The sequence below is a fragment of the uncultured Lutibacter sp. genome, from assembly GCF_947493565.1.
Taxonomy (GTDB): Bacteria; Bacteroidota; Bacteroidia; order Flavobacteriales; family Flavobacteriaceae; genus Lutibacter; species Lutibacter aestuarii.
The window spans coordinates 76,405-95,222 of sequence record NZ_CANLRG010000003.1 but is presented as its reverse complement, the minus strand read 5'-3'; the positions used below and the strand labels follow the sequence as shown (position 1 = coordinate 95,222).

The following is an 18,818-nucleotide window of genomic DNA, read 5'->3' as shown; positions in this document are numbered from 1 at the left end:
AATAATACTATTTGTTAGGTAAACTTTTTAGGTAAAAAGTAATAGTACCCCCGTTTTTAATATCGTTATATTTTAATAAGTAAGAATTAATAAGTTTTCCATTTACTTCAACTTTTTCAACATACACATTTTTTTTACTTTGGTTCATAGTGTTTATAGTAATGGTTTTTCCGTTTTCTAAGTGAATTGTTGCTTCTTTTACTAAAGGACTTCCTATAGCATATTCATTTGAAGCTGGAGTAACAGGGTAAAAGCCTAAAGCACTAAACACATACCAGGCACTCATTTGACCAGCATCATCGTTACCACATAAGCCATCTTCACCATTACTATACATAGTATCCATAATCATTCTAACTCTTTCTTGAGTTTTATGAGGATGATTTGTCCAATTATATAAGTATGGAATGTGGTGACCTGGTTCATTTCCATGGACATAATTTCCAATGATTCCATCACGGGTAATGTCTTCATTTTTCTCAATATATTTATCGTCAATTTCAGTAGTAAAGATATAATCTAAATGTGCTGAGAATTTATCTTTTCCACCCATTAATTCAATCATTTGATCTATCTCATGTGGAACGTACAAGCCATAATTTAGAGCATTTCCTTCTATAAAACCTTGTCCGTGAGTGTCAATAGGATTAAATTCTTTTCGCCAAGTTCCATCTGTTAATTTTGGACGCATATATCCAATTTTATGATCATAAACGTTTTTATAATTTTTAGAACGATTTAAATAGGTGTTATAAACAGTTTCATTTTTAGCTTTTTTTGCAATTTGAGCAATACACCAATCATCAAAAGCATATTCTAATGTTTTTGAAACGGAAGAAGAACTTTTATCTTCAGGTACGTAACCTAAATTCATATAATCACCTATACCATCAAAATAGGTTAAGGTGGCTGTATTTTCAGCAGCTTTTAAAGCTTTATTTAAATCTACATCTGTGGTTCCTTTTACTATTGCGTCAGCAATTACAGTTACAGAATGATAACCAACCATGCACCAGTTTTCGTTTGCATAATGACTCCAAACAGGCAACATATGATGAACACTTTGGTCATGATGCGCTAACATAGATTTTACCATATCGTTATTTCTTGTTGGCTGAATAATGTTAAAAAGTGGATGTAAAGCTCTATAAGTATCCCAAAGTGAGAATACTGTATAGTTGGTAAACCCTTCAGATTGGTGAATGTTTTGATCTAAACCTCTGTATGCACCATCTATATCTTCATAAATAATTGGACCTAACATGGTATGGTATAATGCAGTGTAAAATGTTTCTTTTTGGGCTTTTGTTTCAGTGTCTACAACAATTTTATTGAGTTCATTATTCCATTTTTGTTGCGTTTCTTGTTTAGTTTTTTCAAAATTCCAATGAGGTATTTCAGCATTTAAATTTTTTAAAGCGCCTGAAGTACTTGTGTTTGAAAGTGCGAATTTAATTTTTACTACTTCATTTTCTTCTGTATCAAAATTAAAATAAGCTCTTATATTCTTTCCCGCCATTTCAGGAAAATTTTCAGTTTCATTAAATCTTCTATAAAACCCATTGTATTGAACTTTATCATATTTTTTGTGACCATAACTTTTAAAAGGCTTTGAAAACTGCATAGCAAAAAATACTTTTTTTGTGCGTGCCCAGCCGTTGGTTTGTCTGTAACCAGTTACAAGAGAATCATTTTCAACACGAATAAATGTCCAAACATTTTTATCATCATAATTATAAATATTTGAAATTAAATCTAAGATTATATGAGAATTTTTAGATTTTAGAAATGTATATTTATGAAATCCAACTCTATCCGATGCGGTTAATTCAGCTTTAATATTGTAATCATCTAATTGTACGCTATAATAACCAGGTTCAGCGGATTCATTTTTGTGAGAAAATTGAGAATGATATCCACTTTGAGGTATTTCAGCTTTACCTGGTTCTAAATTAAGTTGACCTGTTGTGGGCATTACTAAAAAGTCACCTAAATCAGAATGACCAGTACCGCTAAAATGAGTATGACTAAAGCCAAAAATAGTGGAATCTTTATATTGATAACCCGCACAATATTTATAAGTTTCTGGATTGTATTTTCCATCGATAAACATTGGTTGTTGGTTAGTTTCTGGACTTAATTGCACCATTCCAAATGGAGTAGTAGCACCAGGGTAAGTATGCCCCATATTTTTGGTACCAATTAATGGGTTTACATATGGTAACAAATTTATTTTATGAGAATTTTTAGTAGTATCCATATTGTTTTCTTTTTTTTGAGAGCAAGAACTTGCTATCATAGTGAAGATGATTATGATTGCAGTATATTTCATATTAGTTGATTATAATTTGATATTTTATTAATAAGCCAGCAATTTCATTTAATGAAAATTTAGCGTTTTTAATATTGTTTATTTCTGGATTTATATTGTAGTTGTAAGAAGTTCTAAAATCAACTTTTTCTAGATTTGTATTCTCAAAAGTTGCATTTTTTAAGTTGCAATTTTGAAGGGTAGAATTTGAAATATCTGCGGAAGTGAAATCAGTTTCAATTAAATTACAATTAATAAACTTGGTATTTTTTAATACAAAACTAAAAAAGGAGGCTAAATTAAGTTGACAGCTTTCAAAGTTGACACAAAATAAAAACGGATTACATTCACTAAAATTTAAACCAACGAGCTTACACTTTTTAAATATCACATCTTTTAAGGAAGTATTTTTAATAATGGAATTGCTAAAGTTACAATCTTCAAAATTACACTCAATAAATTCATAATTAGATAAATGGATGTTAGAAAAATTGCAATTCACAAAGCTGCAATTATCATATTCTCCCTTTATTAATGCTGTTTCAGAAAAATTAATTGCTATGAATTTTTTATTTTCTATATAGTTGTTTATCATCCTATAAAATTAAGCTTTTTATAGATGTTACAAATTTTCAATTAAAAAAAATAATGAAAAATAATAAATGAATGAATGTTTATTCATATATTTGCAAATAAAAAAATGTTCAAGTTATGGCACGAAAAATTGATGAAGATAAAATAAAGAGAATTAAAGAAGCAACCATGAAAACGATTGTTGATTTTGGTATAGAATCAACAACTATTGCTATGATTGCAAAAAATGCCGATGTTAGTGGGGGCTATTTGTATAGAACTTATTCAGGAAAACAAGAACTTATTAATGAATTATTTTATGAGAAAGTTATTGCTTTAAATAATGAGTTAGCCTTTTTACTGAGTTTAAATCCAACAAGCATTCAACCCCTTTTAAAAACTTTCATAGCAAATAGAATAGTTTATTTTTTAAATGAGCCTATCGCTTCAAATTTTTTCTATCAACTACTTCATAATGATAATTTTAAGCTAACAGGTGACTTACAGCAAAGTGTAGTTAATATGATGCAAAAAATTAAATCTATTGGCATTAAAAGCGGTGAAATAAGTGAAAAAATAACATTGTTCAATTTATACTTTTATATATTAATTTATCCAGTAGATTATATTCATTTCAAGCGTAAAAATATTTTTGAAAGTAATGTAATAAATACTAACGATATTACTAGTTTGACAAGTACCATTTTAAATATTTTAAAAAATTAAGAATGAGAATTACGTATTTAAATTTAGTATTTAAACCCTCTAAAAGTATAGTTTATCTGCTGTTTTTAGCAACTTCAATAAGTTATAGTCAACAGCTAACTTTAAAAGAAGCACATTCATTATTACTCTCTGAAAATGGAGAAATTTCTGCCTCTAATTTTGAATTAAAGGCAGTAAATGAAGAACATAAAGCTACTAAATCTTTATACCTACCTAAAGTTGGAGCATCAGGTAGCTATTTAAGATTAGATGAAGATATTAAAGTTGATCTAAATCCGCAGCGCAATATGATTGGTGGATTGTTACAAATTTCAAATCCTGCTTTAGTATTAGGAGATTGGAATGTAACATTACAAGAAAAATACCTTGGATTTGCTACTGCAGATTTAGATATGGTTCTTTTTGCTGGTGGGAGAATTAATGCCGTAAATAAAGCGTCTGAAATAAAATATCAATTGGCAGAAACCCATCATCATCTTAAAGAAGAGGAGTTAACTGTAAAATTAATCAACTATTATTTTAAGTTAAAATTAGCTGAGGAAGCTTTAAAACTTAGAGAAGAAGTTTATCAAACCGTTTTATTACATAACCAAAAAGCAACAAAGTTTTTTGAGAATGGTATTATTCCAGAAGTTGAAACTTTAAATGCTAAAGTTGCTTTATCGAATGCTAAAAGAGAACTTTTGGCTGCAAAAAAAGATGTTTCATTGGCACTTACGGCTATTCAAAATTTAATAGGTACCACAAATTTTAAAACTGTTTCAAGTGCCTTCATTCAACCTACTATTTTAGAACCTTTAGCTGATTTTCAAGAAGATATGTTATCTGAAAATAAACAACTAAAAACAATTCAACAAAATTATAAGCTAGCTAAAGTAGGAGTAAAAGTTGAAAATAGCGAGTATTTTCCTAAAGTTGCTCTAAAGGGAAAATATGTATTATGGAAAGACAATCTTCCTTTAGTAGATACCAAGTGGTTTGCTGGTATTGGTGTAAAATGGGAACTTTTTGATGGTTTTAAAAGAGAACACCAAATAAAAGCTTCAAAATTTAAAGTAGCTCAAGTGGAACAACTGAATAAACAAGCAAAATTAAATTTATTAACCTATACAGAAAAATTATACAATACCTTACAAAAAGAACTTGAACAATATGAAAGTTTAACAGCAGACCAAGCCTTAGCTGAAAAACTAAGGTATATGAGAATGAGAGCTTTTGAAGAAGGTACAGGAACTTCATTAGAGGTTGTAGATGCAACATTAAAGCTAACTGAAATAAAATTATATAAGATAAAAGCTCTCTGTCAATATAACATAACGTATGGAGAGCTAATGGTTCAATTAGGAAAAACAGCTACTTTTTTAAATCAAATTTAAATTTATTATGAAAAATATTAAACTTATAAAATCATTCACTAGCATCATAATTATTGCAACTGTACTGCTATTAGGTGTATGGCTAATTAATAAACCGAAAACTATTGTTTTGCAAGGTAGAATAGAGGCTAAGGAAATATATTTAGCAGCTAAAATACCTACTAGAATTAATACTTTTGAAGTTAAAGAAGGAGCAAGTGTTACAAAAGGACAATTATTGGCAACTTTAGAAAGCCCCGAAATATTAGCAAAAGAAGCACAAGCTTTAGCACTACATGATGTAGCTACTGCACAAAAAAATAAAGCGCTAAATGGAGCTCGTAAAGAAGAAATTAATGCTTCCAAAAGTATTTATGAAAAAGCCAAAGTAGGGGCAGAAGTAATGAAAAAAACTTATGAACGTATTGAAAATTTATATGACGATGGAGTAGTTTCGGCTCAAAAAAAAGATGAGGTTTTTGCCCAAAAAGAAGCCGCTTTAAAAGATGAAGCTGCCGCATACAATGCTTATAAAATTGCACTAAAAGGAGCTAGAGTAGAAGATGTAGAAGCTGCAAGTGCAATGGTAAAACAAGCTTCTGGAGCTTTAAGTGAATTGGAAAGTTATAAAAATGAACGAAATATTGTTTCTCCAATTAATGCAGAAGTGCTAAATTTTTTACCAGAAGAGGGTGAGCTAATAGGAGCAGGGTATCCTGTAGTTCATTTGGTAGACATTACCAATAGTTATGCGGTGTTAAATATTAAAGAAACGATGTTATCTAAGTTTAAGAAAAATGCTGAATTTATTGCAACAGTTCCAGCATTAAACAATAAACAAATTATTTTTAAAATATATTATATCGCACCTTTGGGCGATTATGCTACGTGGAATGCTACAAAGGCTACTGGAGATTTTGATGTTAGGACTTTTGAGATTAAAGCCACACCAGTAGGTGAAGAAGTTGAGTTAAGACCAGGGATGAGTATTTTAGTTCAGGCATCACAATTTGACTAATATGATGAAGTTACTATTAAAAATAGCGAAACGTGAAATTGCTTTGTTGTTTTCAACAAAAACTACTTTTGTTTTTGCAATTGTTTTACCTTTTGTTTCAATGTTTTTTTTTAATACGTTATTATCCAACGGAGTTGCAAGAAATTTACCAATAGCTGTTGTTGACCTTGATCATTCTTCAATATCAAGAAATATAATTTCCCAGTTAAATGCAACTCCTGAGTTAGAAGTAACTCATCTTCCTGTTAATCAATTAGAAAGTGAAGAGCTCATTAGGTTAGGTAAAATTTATGGAATTGTAACCATTCCAAAAAACTTTGGATTGGAAATAAAAAAAGGAATGCAAGTAACTATTTTAAATCAGTACAATAGTAATGTTTTATTACCAAGCGGTTTAGAACACAAAGCATTTAGCAAAGTTATTGGAACAATTTCGGCAGGTATAGCTATTGAAAAGCAAATAAAAAAAGGTGTTTCTGTAAAAAACGCTAAAATTAATTTTCAACCTATTTTAATAAATAATCATGTATTGTCAAATCCATATACCAACTATTCCTATTATTTAAATTCAGGATTTTTAACAATGTTTTTCCAATTATTTGTAATACTTACAACAATTTATAGTTTTGGCTCCGATTTAAAATATAGTAAAGGAGCAAAACTTGTTAAAATAACAAATGGAAATATAATAAGTATCATTCTAGGAAAGCTATTACCTTATACTTTGTGGTTTTTATTGGTTGGAGTGGTGTTGTTTATAAGTATGTTTGTACTGCAAGATTTCCCTATGAGAGGAAATAAACTAACACTTTTTGTTGGCTTATTTTTACTTATTTTGGCAAATCAATCTTTTGCCTTGTTGTTTGTTTCTATAAGTAGAAGTTTTAGAGAAGCTCTTACTGTAGGTTCTGGTTTTACAGCGGTTAGTTTATCTTTTTCGGGAATTACATTTCCTATTTTTGGAATGCCTATACCCATGCAGTGGTTAAGTGAATTATTCCCTTTCACCCATTTTTTTGAACTATTTTTAGATCAAACACAAAGAGGTATTCCATTGTTTTACTCTTATAAATCTGTTGTAATGTTGGTGGTATTAACACTTTTTCCAGTTACTATCGGCTGGTTAAAGTTAGATAAATTGTTTAGGAAAGGTGTTTATCTTCATAGAATTTGAAAATGAAAAATTTGATCAAATCATACTATAAATTTAGAATTTTTTTTTGGGACGCATTTTTAACTGAATGGAATTCAATTAAAAGTGATAAAGCAGTGGTAAGTACTTTTTTTTCAATAAGCATTATCATATTAGCATTATATACATATATTTATTCCAATGAAGTAGTGAAAGAGGTACCAATTGCTATTGTAAACCTAGACGCATCTAAAACAAGTAGAGATTATATTTCTATGCTTGAAAGTACTGATGGGTTACATACAATTTCCACGTTTACCAATTTGCAAGAGGCAAAAGAAGCATATTATCAAAAAAAGGTACGAGGAATTGTGATTGTTCCTTCAAATTTTGAAAAAAATATTAGAAGTGGTAAACAAGTAGTAATTTCAACATTTTCAGATGCTTCAAATATGGTTTTTTATAAAAAAGTTTTAGGTGATATTACATTAATAAATGGCTACTTTAATGCAGGTATTGTAATTAAAAAATATATGTCTAAAGGAATGTCTTTTAATGAAGCGCAACAAAATTATAGTCCAATTAAGTCTGTTTCAAAAAGTTTATTTAATACAAGTTCAGGTTATGCTACTTATATAATTCCTATGTTAACTGCTTTAATTGTCCAATTAGTATTATTAATGGGAATTGGAATTTTAAATGGTACAAGACAAGAAACCACAACAACACATCAAAAGTTTCCTAGGTTGCTTAGTAAAGGAGGTACCATACCAGTTTTGTTAGCAAAATCTAGTTTATATTCATTATTATTTGCAATTGTAATTCCAATTCAAATTGGTATAATTTATACAATTTTTAAGATACCAGTTAGGTCGTCTTTAACCACTGTTTATCTTTTTTTAATTCCTTATTTATTTTCAGTAGTTTTTTTAGGAATTGCTATAAGTTCTTTGTTTAAAAAGCGAGAAGATGCGATTTTATTTTTAGTATTAATTTCTATTCCTTCATTAATGTTAAGTGGATTGTCTTTTCCTGTAGAAGGGTTTTCAGAATTTTATCAAAAAATAGCGACATTGGTTCCATCCACACCTGGAATAAATGGTTTTGTGCGTTTAACACAAATGGAAGCCTCTTTTTTTGAAGTGATTAATGAATGGAAGCATTTATGGATATTAACAATTCTATATTTTTTGTTAGCTGCTTTTTCATTAAAAAGAAGAGCTAAAAAAGAATATTTATTGCTTAGTAAAAAACAATTTTAAATTTTAGCCAATTCTACTTATTTGTTGTAATTTTTTATGATTTAAAATTTCAATTTCTTTATCACACACTTTTATAATACTTTCTTTATTAAATTTTGATAAGGTATTAATAACACTTTCTTTTGAGTAACCAAGTATATTGGCCAATTCTTTTCTATTAACAGGAAGTTTAAATTTTGGAGAACTATAAATTTCTTCAAACTCAAGTATAGTAAGCGAAAGAGCTCCTTCAATATTTTTTTGAGAAAAATTGGTAATTTTATGAAAAATCCCATTAGCAACACCAGACATATGCTTTATTAAATTTAAGGCAAATTCTCCATTGTTTTTAATGAATTTTTGAAAAATTGACATTTCAATAAGAGTAACTTTTGTATTTTCTAAAGCGGTAGCGGTAAAATCAAATTTGTCAAATGCAAAACAACATACAATTCCTATAAATGAATGTGGTTTAACCATTGTCAATGTAGCTATTTTATTTCCATTAGTAATTTCTAACTTTACCAAACCTTCAGTAACATACAAAATGTTATTAGAATCAATACCTCTTTTTATAATGATTTCTCCAGCATTAAATTCTAAATCTGTTTTGTGTTGAACCATTTCTTTTTTTTGATCTTCAGTCAAAATTTGTAAGCATTCTTGAGCATTCAAAAAATGAAATTTGAAGGGTCTTTTTTCAGTTAAAAAATCTGGCATCTTTTAAAAATTAATTGTTTATAGCTTTTAATGTAAAGTTACATTATTAAACTATGAAAATTCCATAGTTAAACAAAAAATTTAATGATTTGATTCACTTTATTAGAAGTTTAAAGCAGCTTAAATTTATTGAATAAATGGTTGTAGAAAAATGCTTTTTTTACAGAGAGTTTAATCAACTAACTATTTATTTAATAAATTAAAAATACGAAATATGAAAAATTTAATTTTAAAACTTTTAGTTTTTGGCTCAGCATTACTTTTTATAGATTATATCATTATGTTAGCTGTAGGATGTACAACCTGTTTGTTTGGTTTTACAAGTAGCTTTTACGATTGTAATTTTTGTATTATTGGAAAACTAGTTTTGTTAATTTCATTTTTAATACTACTACTAATACTTCTTCCAGATATGAAAGTACAATTTAAAAAATACAGATATTAAAAGTGATTAAGAATTTAGTCAGCTTCAACAATTGGGTTAGATTCTTCAATGTCATCAGCTCCGTGAGCAAGTTTCTTTAATTTTTTCACAAAAACAATTAATAACAAGCCAAATGAAACACAAAAAATAAGAATTCCTAAAAATATGGTTAATTCTCCTGCATTTTCAGCTGCTTGACCTACCATTCCTGCAAGTTTATTTCCAAGCCCGGTTACCATAAAATAAGCTCCCATCATTAAAGAAGCATACTTTATAGGTGCTAATTTAGTAATAAATGAAAGGGCAACAGGAGAAATACTTAACTCTCCTACTACATGTAAAAAATAGGCTCCAAACATCCAGTAAATAGCTGCTTTACCATCTAAAGAAGAAGCTGTTTCAATAGCTGCTCCTGCCAATACTAAAAACCCTAAACCTGTTATAATGGTACCAAGCCCCATTTTAAATAAAGATGAACTTTCTTTGCCTTTCTTTTGCCATTTAGACCATAGATATGCCACAGGAACACCTAATAAAATCACATAAAAAGCATGTAAAGATTGTAAGAAACTTGCAGGCACTGTAAAACCAAAAATTTCACGATCTATTTTGTCACGCGCATATAAATTCATCAGCCCTCCAGCTTGCTCATAAGCTGCCCAAAACACCATAACAATAATAAATGATATGACTAAAACAATCATTCTATCTTTTTCAATTGTTGTTAGTGGAACGCTTTTATTTGTAGTTTCCTCTCTTTTAAGAGGTACAAAATTGCCAACATCTTTTAAGTATTTTTGTCCCAAAATATACACAATAAGACCAAGAGTCATTCCTACACCAGCCAAACCAAATCCTAAATTCCAGTTGATTACTTCGCCTACATAACCAACTATTAAAGGCGCTGTAAAGGCACCTATATTAATTCCTATATAAAAAATAGTGAAGGCAGTATCTCTTTTTTCAGAGCCAGGTTTGTATAAACCACCTACCATACTTGAAATATTAGGTTTTAAGGCGCCAACTCCTAAAATAATTATTAAAGCACCTAAATAAAATGCCCATATTTCAGGAAAAATTAAAATAAAATGCCCTATAATAATTAAAACACCGCCTACCATAACAGCTTTTTTTTGCCCTATTAAACGGTCAGCTATTAATCCGCCTGGAACAGACATTACGTAAACAAACATAGTATACCATCCATAAATTTCTAAAGCAGATACATTATCCCAACCTAAACCAGCATTGCTTTCGGTTGTTTTGGCTGTTAAATATAAAATAAGTATGGCGCGCATACCATAAAATGAAAAACGTTCCCATAGTTCTGTAAAAAATAGAATATATAATCCTTTTGGGTGACCCCACAATGTTTGCTTTGGCATAGTTGAATTAAATTTAGGAAGCTAAATATACTGTTTTATTGTGAATGTAATAAGTAAGTTTTAGAAAGCTCATTTATTTTTTAATAATGATTTTCTTCCAATAGTTTTTGTGATGATATCTTTTTCAATATTCCACCCTCTAGCAGGAGAATATTCTCTACCATAAAAAATAATTTGTAAGTGAAGTTTATTCCACAACTCTTTAGGAAACAACCTTTTAGCGTCTTTTTCAGTTTGTGCTACACTTTTACCGTTAGATAAATTCCAACGATACATTAATCTATGAATATGAGTATCCACAGGAAATGCTGGGATTCCAAAAGCTTGACTCATAACCACACTCGCTGTTTTATGTCCAACAGCTGGTAATTCTTCTAAATCTTTAAAATTTTGAGGTACTTTTCCTTCATGTTTTTCAATTAAAATTTTTGACAAACCATAAATGCCTTTTGATTTCATTGGAGATAAACCAACAGGCTTAATAATTTCTCTAATTTCCTCTACAGAAAGTTTAACCATATCGTAAGGATTATCGGCTTTTTTAAAAAGCTTTGGCGTAATTTTATTTACACCAACATCGGTACTTTGAGCGGATAACAATACCGCTATTAACAAGGTATATGGATCTTTGTGATTTAATGGTATTGGTGTTTTAGGGTATAATTTTTCTAGGGTATCTATTACAAATTGAACTCTTTCTTGTTTGGTCATTTTTAGTATCTTTACAAAAAGCTAAAATACAAATTATGACAACATTAAAAATAGGAGATAAAGCACCAAATTTTACTTCCGTTGATGAAAAAGGAAATACCGTAAAATTAGAAGACTATGAAGGAAAAAAATTAGTATTGTTTTTTTATCCTAAAGCGAGTACTCCTGGTTGTACAGCTGAAGCTTGTGATTTAAGAGATAATTATCAATCTTTTTTAGCAAAGGGATATGATGTATTAGGTGTTAGTGCAGATTCTGCTAAAAGACAACAAAATTTTATAACAAAAAATGAATTGCCTTTTCCGTTGTTAGCTGATGAAGATAAAACAGTTATCAGTGCATTTGGTGTTTGGGGGCCGAAAAAATTTATGGGACGCGAATATGATGGTATTCATAGAACAACTTTTGTTATTGATGAAAAAGGAATAATTGAAGACGTTATTTCAAAAGTAAAAACAAAAGAGCACGCAAAGCAAATTTTAGGATAATTTTAAGTTGAAATAATTAAAATTTTACATTAAATTTTAGGTTTAAAACACGTTGTGTCATATAATTTGGTATGCCATAAAACTGTTTAGAATACGCATCACGAACCCAAGTGTTTGTAATTGAATTTTGAACATCGAACATATTAAATATTTCAAAACCCACAGAAAGTTCTTTAAAACTTTTGAGCCAACCAGTATTGTACTGATTTTTAGCATCTATAAATACATATGAAATTCCAATATCAGCTCTTTTATAGTCATTTAATCTATTTTGATAGTTATAAGCATTAGCATAAGATGGCGATCCTCCAGGTACTCCAGTATTATAAACTAAATTTAAATACATTTTTATATTAGGAATGTTAGGTACATAATCTTGAAATAACATTCCAAATTTAAAGCGTTGATCTGTTGGACGAGAAATATAACCTAAATTATTGCTGTTTTCTTCAGTTTTTAACAAACCAATACTTACCCAACTTTCTGTTCCAGGAACAAACTCTCCATTTAAACGAATATCAATTCCAGTAGCATAAGCTTTCGCATTGTTTGTTGCACTATATCTTATTCTAACATTGTCAACTGTATAGGTGTTCACATTTGTTAAACTTTTAAAATAGATTTCAGAAACCAATTTAAAAGGTCGGTTCCATAATTTAAAACTAAGATCGTTACCCAAAACTAGTTGTAATGATTTTTGAGCATCAACTTTCGGATGTATAATTCCTTCTGCATCTCTTAATTCTTTATAAAATGGAGGCTGATTATACATACCCCCAGAAATTCTAAAGAGCATATCTTTTTTCCAATTAGGTTGAATAGCAAATTGTCCTCTAAGGCTGTAAATAATTTGATTAGCAGTCTCTATATCTGATCCGTTTACATTCCAATTATGAGAACGAATACCAAAATTATACCATATTCTATGATTTTTCCAGTTGGAAATATTACCTAATTGTGCAAACCAAACCAGTCTATCAATTTTTATATGGTTCTGACTATTAATGTGTTGGTATGGTGTGATTTCGCCTGTAAAAGGTTCGTAAGGTTGATTGTTAGTATTGTGATGTGGAGGTCGAACATTAAAGCCTAAAGAGTCAATAACTTCCCATTCTTTAATGCGGTCTTTTATATCTTCTTGTTGAAACTTTATACCAAAATCTAGTTGAAGTTTATTTTTTTTATACGTGGTTTTTATTTCAGAATTATAAACTAAAGCATCTAAATCGTTTCTAGCATGGTTTAACTGTGAGCCTATATTTTCAGAAAATTCTACTTCACCAAAGTTATTGGAACTAAAATCGTTATTCACGACGCCTAAATTATAACTAGCCAAAATATCGTAATATTCTTCTTCAATGGAACTGTAGGCACTTGTTGTTAAGCTAATAGTTAAATTTTTATAAACTTGGTAATTTCCTTTTAATGCTCCAAAGAGGGTTTTAAATTTATCTTTTTCTTGTCCTTCATAATAAACAATAAGTTCTAAAGGATTTGAAAGTGTCCCAAATTTTGTTCTTCGAGTACTAGGAATGTAGTTGTAGTTATTGATAGCAATGTTTCCTAAAAAATCAATTTTAAACTTTGAATTAACTTGGTAGGATAGAAAGTTTTGAACATCTATAAAACTGGGATTGTAATTGGTTTCAACATTTTTACTATTTACAAATAAACTATTGTCTCTATATCGTATTCCTAATAATGCGCTTAATTTATTATTAAGAAGTGTCCCTCCAATTGAAGCGCTTGCACCAAGCAAACTAGCATTAAAATCAGCTTCAAATTTTTTAGGAGTTTTATACGTTATGTCTAAAACCGAAGACATTTTATCTCCATACTTTGCTTGAAATCCACCTGCTGAAAATTGAATATTTTGAATTAGGTCGCTATTTATAAAGCTCAAACCTTCTTGTTGACCAGAACGGACTAAAAATGGACGATACACTTCAATTCCGTTAACATATACCAAATTTTCATCAAAATTACCTCCACGCACATTGTATTGAGTGCTTAATTCATTATTGTTGTTTACACCAGCTAAAGTCATTAAAATATTTTCAACACCATTATTTGCACTAGGTATTTTGGTAATATCTTCGGGTTTGACAGTGAATATTCCTTCAGCATTTTTTTTACGATCTTTAACTAGCACTTCATCAATTTCCTCAATTTTTATTTCTAAAATTGGATAATATCTAAATGTTTTGTTTGAAGGTAAGTTGAATTTTTTTTCTAAAGTTTTGTAAGAAATATGATTAATAAGTACTGATACTTCTTTGTTAGCTGGTATTATTAAAACAAACTCTCCTTTATTATTTGTGGTAACTCCATTGTTAAGGTAAGAAACAGTTGCACCTTCAATAGGTTTTTTATAAGTGTTTTTTACTACTCCTTTAATGGTCGCATTTTGAGCATTTAAAAAAGATATAACCAAAAATAATAATAAAGGAAGAAATTTTTTCAATAGCTTGGTGTTATTTTTTTCTAAAAAAAGTTGCATTTATTGTTTTAGAGTTTCCAACATTGTCAGTTACTATTACTTTTAAATGATGTTTGGCTGTTGTAAACGTTTTATCATTTAAATTATAACTTAAAATTCCATTTTTAACATTGTATTCCATTAAAATCCATTCCCCGTCAATTTCACCTCTAAAGGTAGCAATTCCAGATTCATTATCAGTAATTTTTACTTTTAAATAATTATAATTAGTCAGCCATTGTTCATTATTAAAATTATGTAATTTTATTTTAGGAGCAATGGTATCTTTGGCTAAAGTAAATTCACCTAATTTTTTAGTAGTGGTATAAAAAGTAGTTTCTTTTTTTATAGTTTTTTCATAGTTGGTTTTACCTTTATCATTAATTGAAGCAATGTATAATTTTCCTTTTTCATTTATAGTGTAATTTGATACATCAAAAGTTAAGGTGTATTTTCTATCTAGAGGAAGCGTAGGAGTGTGTACTTTTACAAAAGAATCATTAACCTTAAAATCTAGATAAAAGTCGTTATAAAAAGTGTATTTAGGAAAAGCAACTGTTATTCCTTTTTTGGTGAATTTATTGAATAGTTGATGATTAATTTTATAGGGGGTTTCTTTTATTTTTTGAGTTGCAACAATAGAGTCTTTTTTTCCAACAATAGGAATTATTATTTTTTGTTCATTTCCTTTATAATCTTTAGCTTTAATTTCCACATTGTAATTAAAACCATCTTGTATAGTTAAATAACCATTACGAAATGCTTTATTATATAAGCTAAGTTTATTTTTAGGTTCTATAAAGCACTTTTGAATACGCTGATTTAATGTTGAAAAGCGTTCATAATCAATTAATAAGTTTATGTATTTAGTTTCAGAAAAAGAAAACGAAGTTGCTTTAAATTCATGAACTTTTTCGCCATTCACAAACATTTCTAAACTGTACAATCCATTTTTATTGTAAGCTCCATCTAATTGATCATAAGCATTAATTCCAAAACCAATTTTACCGAAAGCTTGTATTTTTGAAGTAACTAGATTACCATTTTCTAATTTTCTTAAACTTAGAGTTGTTGGTATATTGGTGTTATTTATGTGAGCATTATCACTTAAAGAATAACCTATTAGAGTATTTATTCGAGGTTTTTTAGTGTCTTTTACAGTAATACCAAAAAACATTGGATTTATAGGTTTTTCAGTTTTTGTATCTCTAATTTCAAAATGTAAATGAGGTCCTACAAATCCTCCTGTAGCTCCGCTAAAAGCTATTAATTCGTTTTTATTAATGGGAAGTTCACTTGCTGAAGGAAAAACTTGAATTTCAAAACTTTCTTTTTTGTATTGTTGTTTTTTAATATAATCTTCAATTTTTTTGTTAAACTTTTTTAAATGTGCATATACTGTTGTATATCCATTTGGGTGAGTTATATAAACTGCTTTTCCATAGCCCCAAAGTGAAATTTTTATTCTTGAAACAAAACCTTCAGCAGCAGCATATACATTTAATCCTTCTCTTTGTTGTGTTTTTAAATCTAACCCAGCATGAAAATGATTGCTTCTTAATTCTCCAAAAGTTCCAGAAAGTATTAACGGTATATCTAAAGGTTTATCAAAATAATTAGTTGGGTACGTGTTTTTTACAGATAAATCACCCTGCCCAAATACTACCTGGTTTATACATACTATAAAGAAAATAATAAGTTTTTTCATCACTGTTAGCTTTAACGCTAAAATACTAAATAATATTTTTTTTAAGTTTTATTAAAAATGAATTAACTGTTAAAACGTTTTAATTTTAATAAAATGCAAAAAAACTGTTGTAATATTGCCTTACTAATACTAACTTTGTATTTATAGTTTATATTCTTTAGATAATATGAGTAATATAACACAAGTTGTTAATTTAGTAGAAGATAAGCTCAAAATACTTTTAGAGAATTATAGTTTTTTGAAAGAAGAAAATGAGTTTTTATTAAAAAAAATAGCAACTTTAGAAAATCAAATAGCTAAAGAACAGCAATTATTTAATGAAATTGAGAAAAAACATCAAACATTAAAAATTGCAAAAACTATAGAAGGCAGTAAAGAAGATAGAAGAGAGACAAAACTCAAAATAAACGCTTTAATTCGTGAAATTGATAACTGTATCACTCAATTAAGCGAATAAGTTCTTTAAAATGGCAGATAATTTTTTAAAAATAAAAGTAACCATTGCAGGTAGAGTGTACCCTTTAAAGGTAAAAAACGCCCATGAAGAGGAAGGTATGCGCAAAGCTGCAATTAAAATAAATAATTTGGTTGCTAAATTTGAAAAAAATTATGCAGTAAGTGACAAACAAGATGTATTAGCTATGAGTGCATTACAATTTGCTTCACTTCAAGAAATTAAAGCCATTAATGAAGAGTATGATTTATCAAAAGCAACAGAAAAAATTAATAAATTAGGGGCTCTTATAGATGAGCAACTGAAAAAATAAGTTCTTTAAAATAATATTAATTAATAACACTGCCTACATTAGTTATTGTTTGTTAAACTCAACACTATATCTTTATAAAGGATGAGTCTTAAGTGTAAGAGCAAGCCGTCTTTGAACGGATCCTCGATCATTTAGTTAGTTCTAATCTTGTTTATAAGGAGTTTACAAAACCCTTCTAATGTGGGCTTTTTTTATATATACATTTGAATTATGGTAGAATATATCATGCCAATAATAATTGGCATAGGAATAGGATTAGCAATAGGTTATATAATTGCTAAAGTATTGGAAAAAAACAAGGCAACTAAAATAATTAGAAATACCAAAAAAGAAGCTTCTTCAATAATCAAAGAAGCTAGAATTGAAGCAGATGCCATTAAAAAAGATAAAATTTTACAAGCCAAAGAAAAGTTTATAGAATTAAAATCTGAACATGAAAAAGTAATTATTGCACGCGATAAAAAAATTGCTGATGCTGAAAAAAGAATTCGAGATAAAGAATCTCAAGTTTCTCAAGAATTAGATAAAAATAGAAAACTCAATATTGAAATTACTGGAAAAATTAGTGATTACGATAAAAAGATAGAATACTTAGAAAGACGTACCGATGAAATCGATAAATTACATCGTAAACAGGTTGAAAACCTAGAAGTTATTTCTGGGCTTTCTGCAGACGATGCAAAAAAAGAGTTGGTTGAATCTTTAAAAGAAGAAGCCAAATCAGATGCAATGGCAACAATTCAAGATACTATTGAAGAAGCTAAATTAACTGCACAACAAGAAGCACGTAAAGTAATTTTAAATACCATACAAAGAGTAGGAGTTGAGCAAACTGTGGAAAATTGTGTATCGGTATTTAATATAGAATCTGATGATGTTAAAGGAAGAATAATTGGTAGAGAAGGTAGAAATATTAGAGCATTGGAGTCCGCTACCGGAGTTGAAATTATTGTAGATGATACCCCTGAAGCAATCATACTTTCTTGCTTTGATCCAGTAAGAAGAGAAATTGCTCGTTTGTCTTTACACAAACTAGTAACAGATGGTCGTATTCACCCAGCTCGTATCGAAGAAGTTGTTAAAAAAACTGAAAAACAATTACAACAAGAAATAATAGAAGTTGGTAAACGTACAGTGATAGATTTAGGAATTCATGGACTTCACCCAGAATTGATAAAAACCATTGGTAGAATGAAATATCGTTCTTCCTATGGACAAAATTTATTACAACACTCACGTGAAGTTGCAAACCTTTGTGGCTTAATGGCTGCTGAATTAGGTTTAAATGCTAAACTAGCCAAAAGAGCAGGATTGTTACATGATATTGGAAAAGTACCTGAAACTGAAAGTGAATTACCTCACGCATTACTTGGTATGGAATGGGCTCAAAAATACAATGAGAATCCTGAAGTTTGTAATGCAATTGGTGCTCACCATGATGAAATAGAAATGAAAACTTTAATTGCTCCAATTGTACAAGTATGTGATGCCATTTCTGGGGCAAGACCAGGAGCTCGTCGTCAAGTTTTAGATTCCTATATTCAACGATTAAAAGATTTGGAGGATATAGCGTTTGGATTTACAGGAGTCCAAAAAGCCTATGCTATTCAAGCGGGTAGAGAGCTACGTGTTATTGTTGAAAGTGAAAAAGTAAACGATGCTAAAGCAGCTGAATTATCATTCACAATTTCACAAAAAATTCAGAATGATATGACGTACCCTGGACAAGTAAGAGTTACAGTAATTAGAGAAACTAGAGCTGTAAATATTGCTAAATAGT

The 18,818-nt window shown here is 29.0% G+C and carries 17 protein-coding genes and 1 other RNA gene; 11 read left to right on the top strand and 7 right to left on the bottom strand.

Translation table 11 applies throughout. The annotated features are described in order from the left end of the window. Positions 1–7 precede the first annotated feature (7 nt). Positions 8–2,332 carry a GH92 family glycosyl hydrolase gene (locus Q0714_RS04110; protein ID WP_298263038.1) on the bottom strand — a complete coding sequence of 775 codons (2,325 nt, stop codon included), beginning with the start codon at positions 2,330–2,332 and terminating at the stop codon, positions 8–10. A gap of 1 nt (position 2,333) precedes the next feature. After that, positions 2,334–2,906 carry a pentapeptide repeat-containing protein gene (locus tag Q0714_RS04105; RefSeq protein WP_298263037.1) on the bottom strand — a complete coding sequence of 191 codons (573 nt, stop codon included), beginning with the start codon at positions 2,904–2,906 and terminating at the stop codon, positions 2,334–2,336. Between the two features lie 116 nt (positions 2,907–3,022). Between Q0714_RS04105 and Q0714_RS04100 the strand changes: the two genes are divergently transcribed. From Q0714_RS04100 to Q0714_RS04080, 5 genes are read left to right on the top strand one after another with little or no spacing between them, the layout of a single operon-like run. Beyond that, positions 3,023–3,610, top strand: a complete 588-nt coding sequence (locus Q0714_RS04100) for a TetR/AcrR family transcriptional regulator (RefSeq protein ID WP_298263036.1) — start codon at positions 3,023–3,025, stop codon at positions 3,608–3,610. Between the two features lie 2 nt (positions 3,611–3,612). Next, the gene (locus Q0714_RS04095; protein WP_298263035.1) at positions 3,613–4,986 is read left to right on the top strand and encodes a TolC family protein; all 1,374 of its coding nucleotides are present in this window, start codon (positions 3,613–3,615) and stop codon (positions 4,984–4,986) included. A gap of 7 nt (positions 4,987–4,993) precedes the next feature. Continuing rightward, the gene (locus Q0714_RS04090; RefSeq protein WP_298263034.1) at positions 4,994–5,983 is read left to right on the top strand and encodes an HlyD family secretion protein; all 990 of its coding nucleotides are present in this window, start codon (positions 4,994–4,996) and stop codon (positions 5,981–5,983) included. Between the two features lies 1 nt (position 5,984). After that, positions 5,985–7,157 (top strand): ABC transporter permease, encoded by a 1,173-nt coding sequence (locus Q0714_RS04085; protein WP_298263033.1) that lies wholly within the window; start codon positions 5,985–5,987, stop codon positions 7,155–7,157. A gap of 2 nt (positions 7,158–7,159) precedes the next feature. Then, entirely contained in the window at positions 7,160–8,377 is a 1,218-nt protein-coding gene (locus Q0714_RS04080) for an ABC transporter permease (protein ID WP_298263032.1), read from the top strand. Between the two features lie 3 nt (positions 8,378–8,380). Here Q0714_RS04080 and Q0714_RS04075 read toward each other — a convergent pair whose 3' ends face one another. After that, positions 8,381–9,076 carry a Crp/Fnr family transcriptional regulator gene (locus Q0714_RS04075; protein WP_298263031.1) on the bottom strand — a complete coding sequence of 232 codons (696 nt, stop codon included), beginning with the start codon at positions 9,074–9,076 and terminating at the stop codon, positions 8,381–8,383. Between the two features lie 214 nt (positions 9,077–9,290). On the opposite strand from Q0714_RS04075, the gene Q0714_RS04070 reads away from it, so the two are divergent. After that, positions 9,291–9,521 carry a hypothetical protein gene (locus tag Q0714_RS04070; protein WP_298263030.1) on the top strand — a complete coding sequence of 77 codons (231 nt, stop codon included), beginning with the start codon at positions 9,291–9,293 and terminating at the stop codon, positions 9,519–9,521. Between the two features lie 14 nt (positions 9,522–9,535). Here the strand turns inward: Q0714_RS04070 and Q0714_RS04065 are convergent, their stop codons facing one another. Then, a complete protein-coding gene (locus Q0714_RS04065) occupies positions 9,536–10,885 on the bottom strand; it encodes a peptide MFS transporter (protein WP_298263029.1) in 1,350 nt (449 codons plus the stop codon). A 69-nt stretch (positions 10,886–10,954) separates the two neighbouring features. Then, positions 10,955–11,596 (bottom strand): endonuclease III, encoded by a 642-nt coding sequence (gene nth, locus Q0714_RS04060; RefSeq protein ID WP_298263028.1) that lies wholly within the window; start codon positions 11,594–11,596, stop codon positions 10,955–10,957. Positions 11,597–11,631: 35 nt separating this feature from the next. On the opposite strand from nth, the gene bcp reads away from it, so the two are divergent. Continuing rightward, positions 11,632–12,084 carry a thioredoxin-dependent thiol peroxidase gene (gene bcp / locus Q0714_RS04055; protein ID WP_298263027.1) on the top strand — a complete coding sequence of 151 codons (453 nt, stop codon included), beginning with the start codon at positions 11,632–11,634 and terminating at the stop codon, positions 12,082–12,084. Positions 12,085–12,100: 16 nt separating this feature from the next. On the opposite strand, the gene Q0714_RS04050 is transcribed toward bcp, so the two are convergent. Next, the gene (locus Q0714_RS04050) at positions 12,101–14,584 is read right to left on the bottom strand and encodes a TonB-dependent receptor (protein WP_298263026.1); all 2,484 of its coding nucleotides are present in this window, start codon (positions 14,582–14,584) and stop codon (positions 12,101–12,103) included. Beyond that, on the bottom strand, positions 14,559–16,271 hold the full coding sequence (locus Q0714_RS04045) for a M23 family metallopeptidase (protein WP_298263025.1): 1,713 nt from the start codon (positions 16,269–16,271) through the stop codon (positions 14,559–14,561). The genes Q0714_RS04050 and Q0714_RS04045 overlap by 26 nt, the downstream gene beginning before the upstream one ends. 166 nt (positions 16,272–16,437) lie before the next feature. Between Q0714_RS04045 and Q0714_RS04040 the strand changes: the two genes are divergently transcribed. The 4 genes from Q0714_RS04040 (at position 16,438) to rny (ending at position 18,817) form a co-directional block, all read left to right on the top strand. After that, positions 16,438–16,728, top strand: coding sequence for a hypothetical protein (locus Q0714_RS04040; RefSeq protein WP_298263024.1), 291 nt, complete (start codon positions 16,438–16,440; stop codon positions 16,726–16,728). Positions 16,729–16,738: 10 nt separating this feature from the next. Next, on the top strand, positions 16,739–17,038 hold the full coding sequence (locus Q0714_RS04035) for a cell division protein ZapA (RefSeq protein WP_298263023.1): 300 nt from the start codon (positions 16,739–16,741) through the stop codon (positions 17,036–17,038). 56 nt (positions 17,039–17,094) lie between these two features. Next, positions 17,095–17,202, top strand: a non-coding RNA gene (gene ssrS / locus Q0714_RS04030) — 6S RNA. Positions 17,203–17,248: 46 nt separating this feature from the next. Further along, positions 17,249–18,817, top strand: a complete 1,569-nt coding sequence (gene rny, locus Q0714_RS04025) for a ribonuclease Y (protein ID WP_298263022.1) — start codon at positions 17,249–17,251, stop codon at positions 18,815–18,817. The last annotated feature ends 1 nt before the right edge of the window (position 18,818 follow it).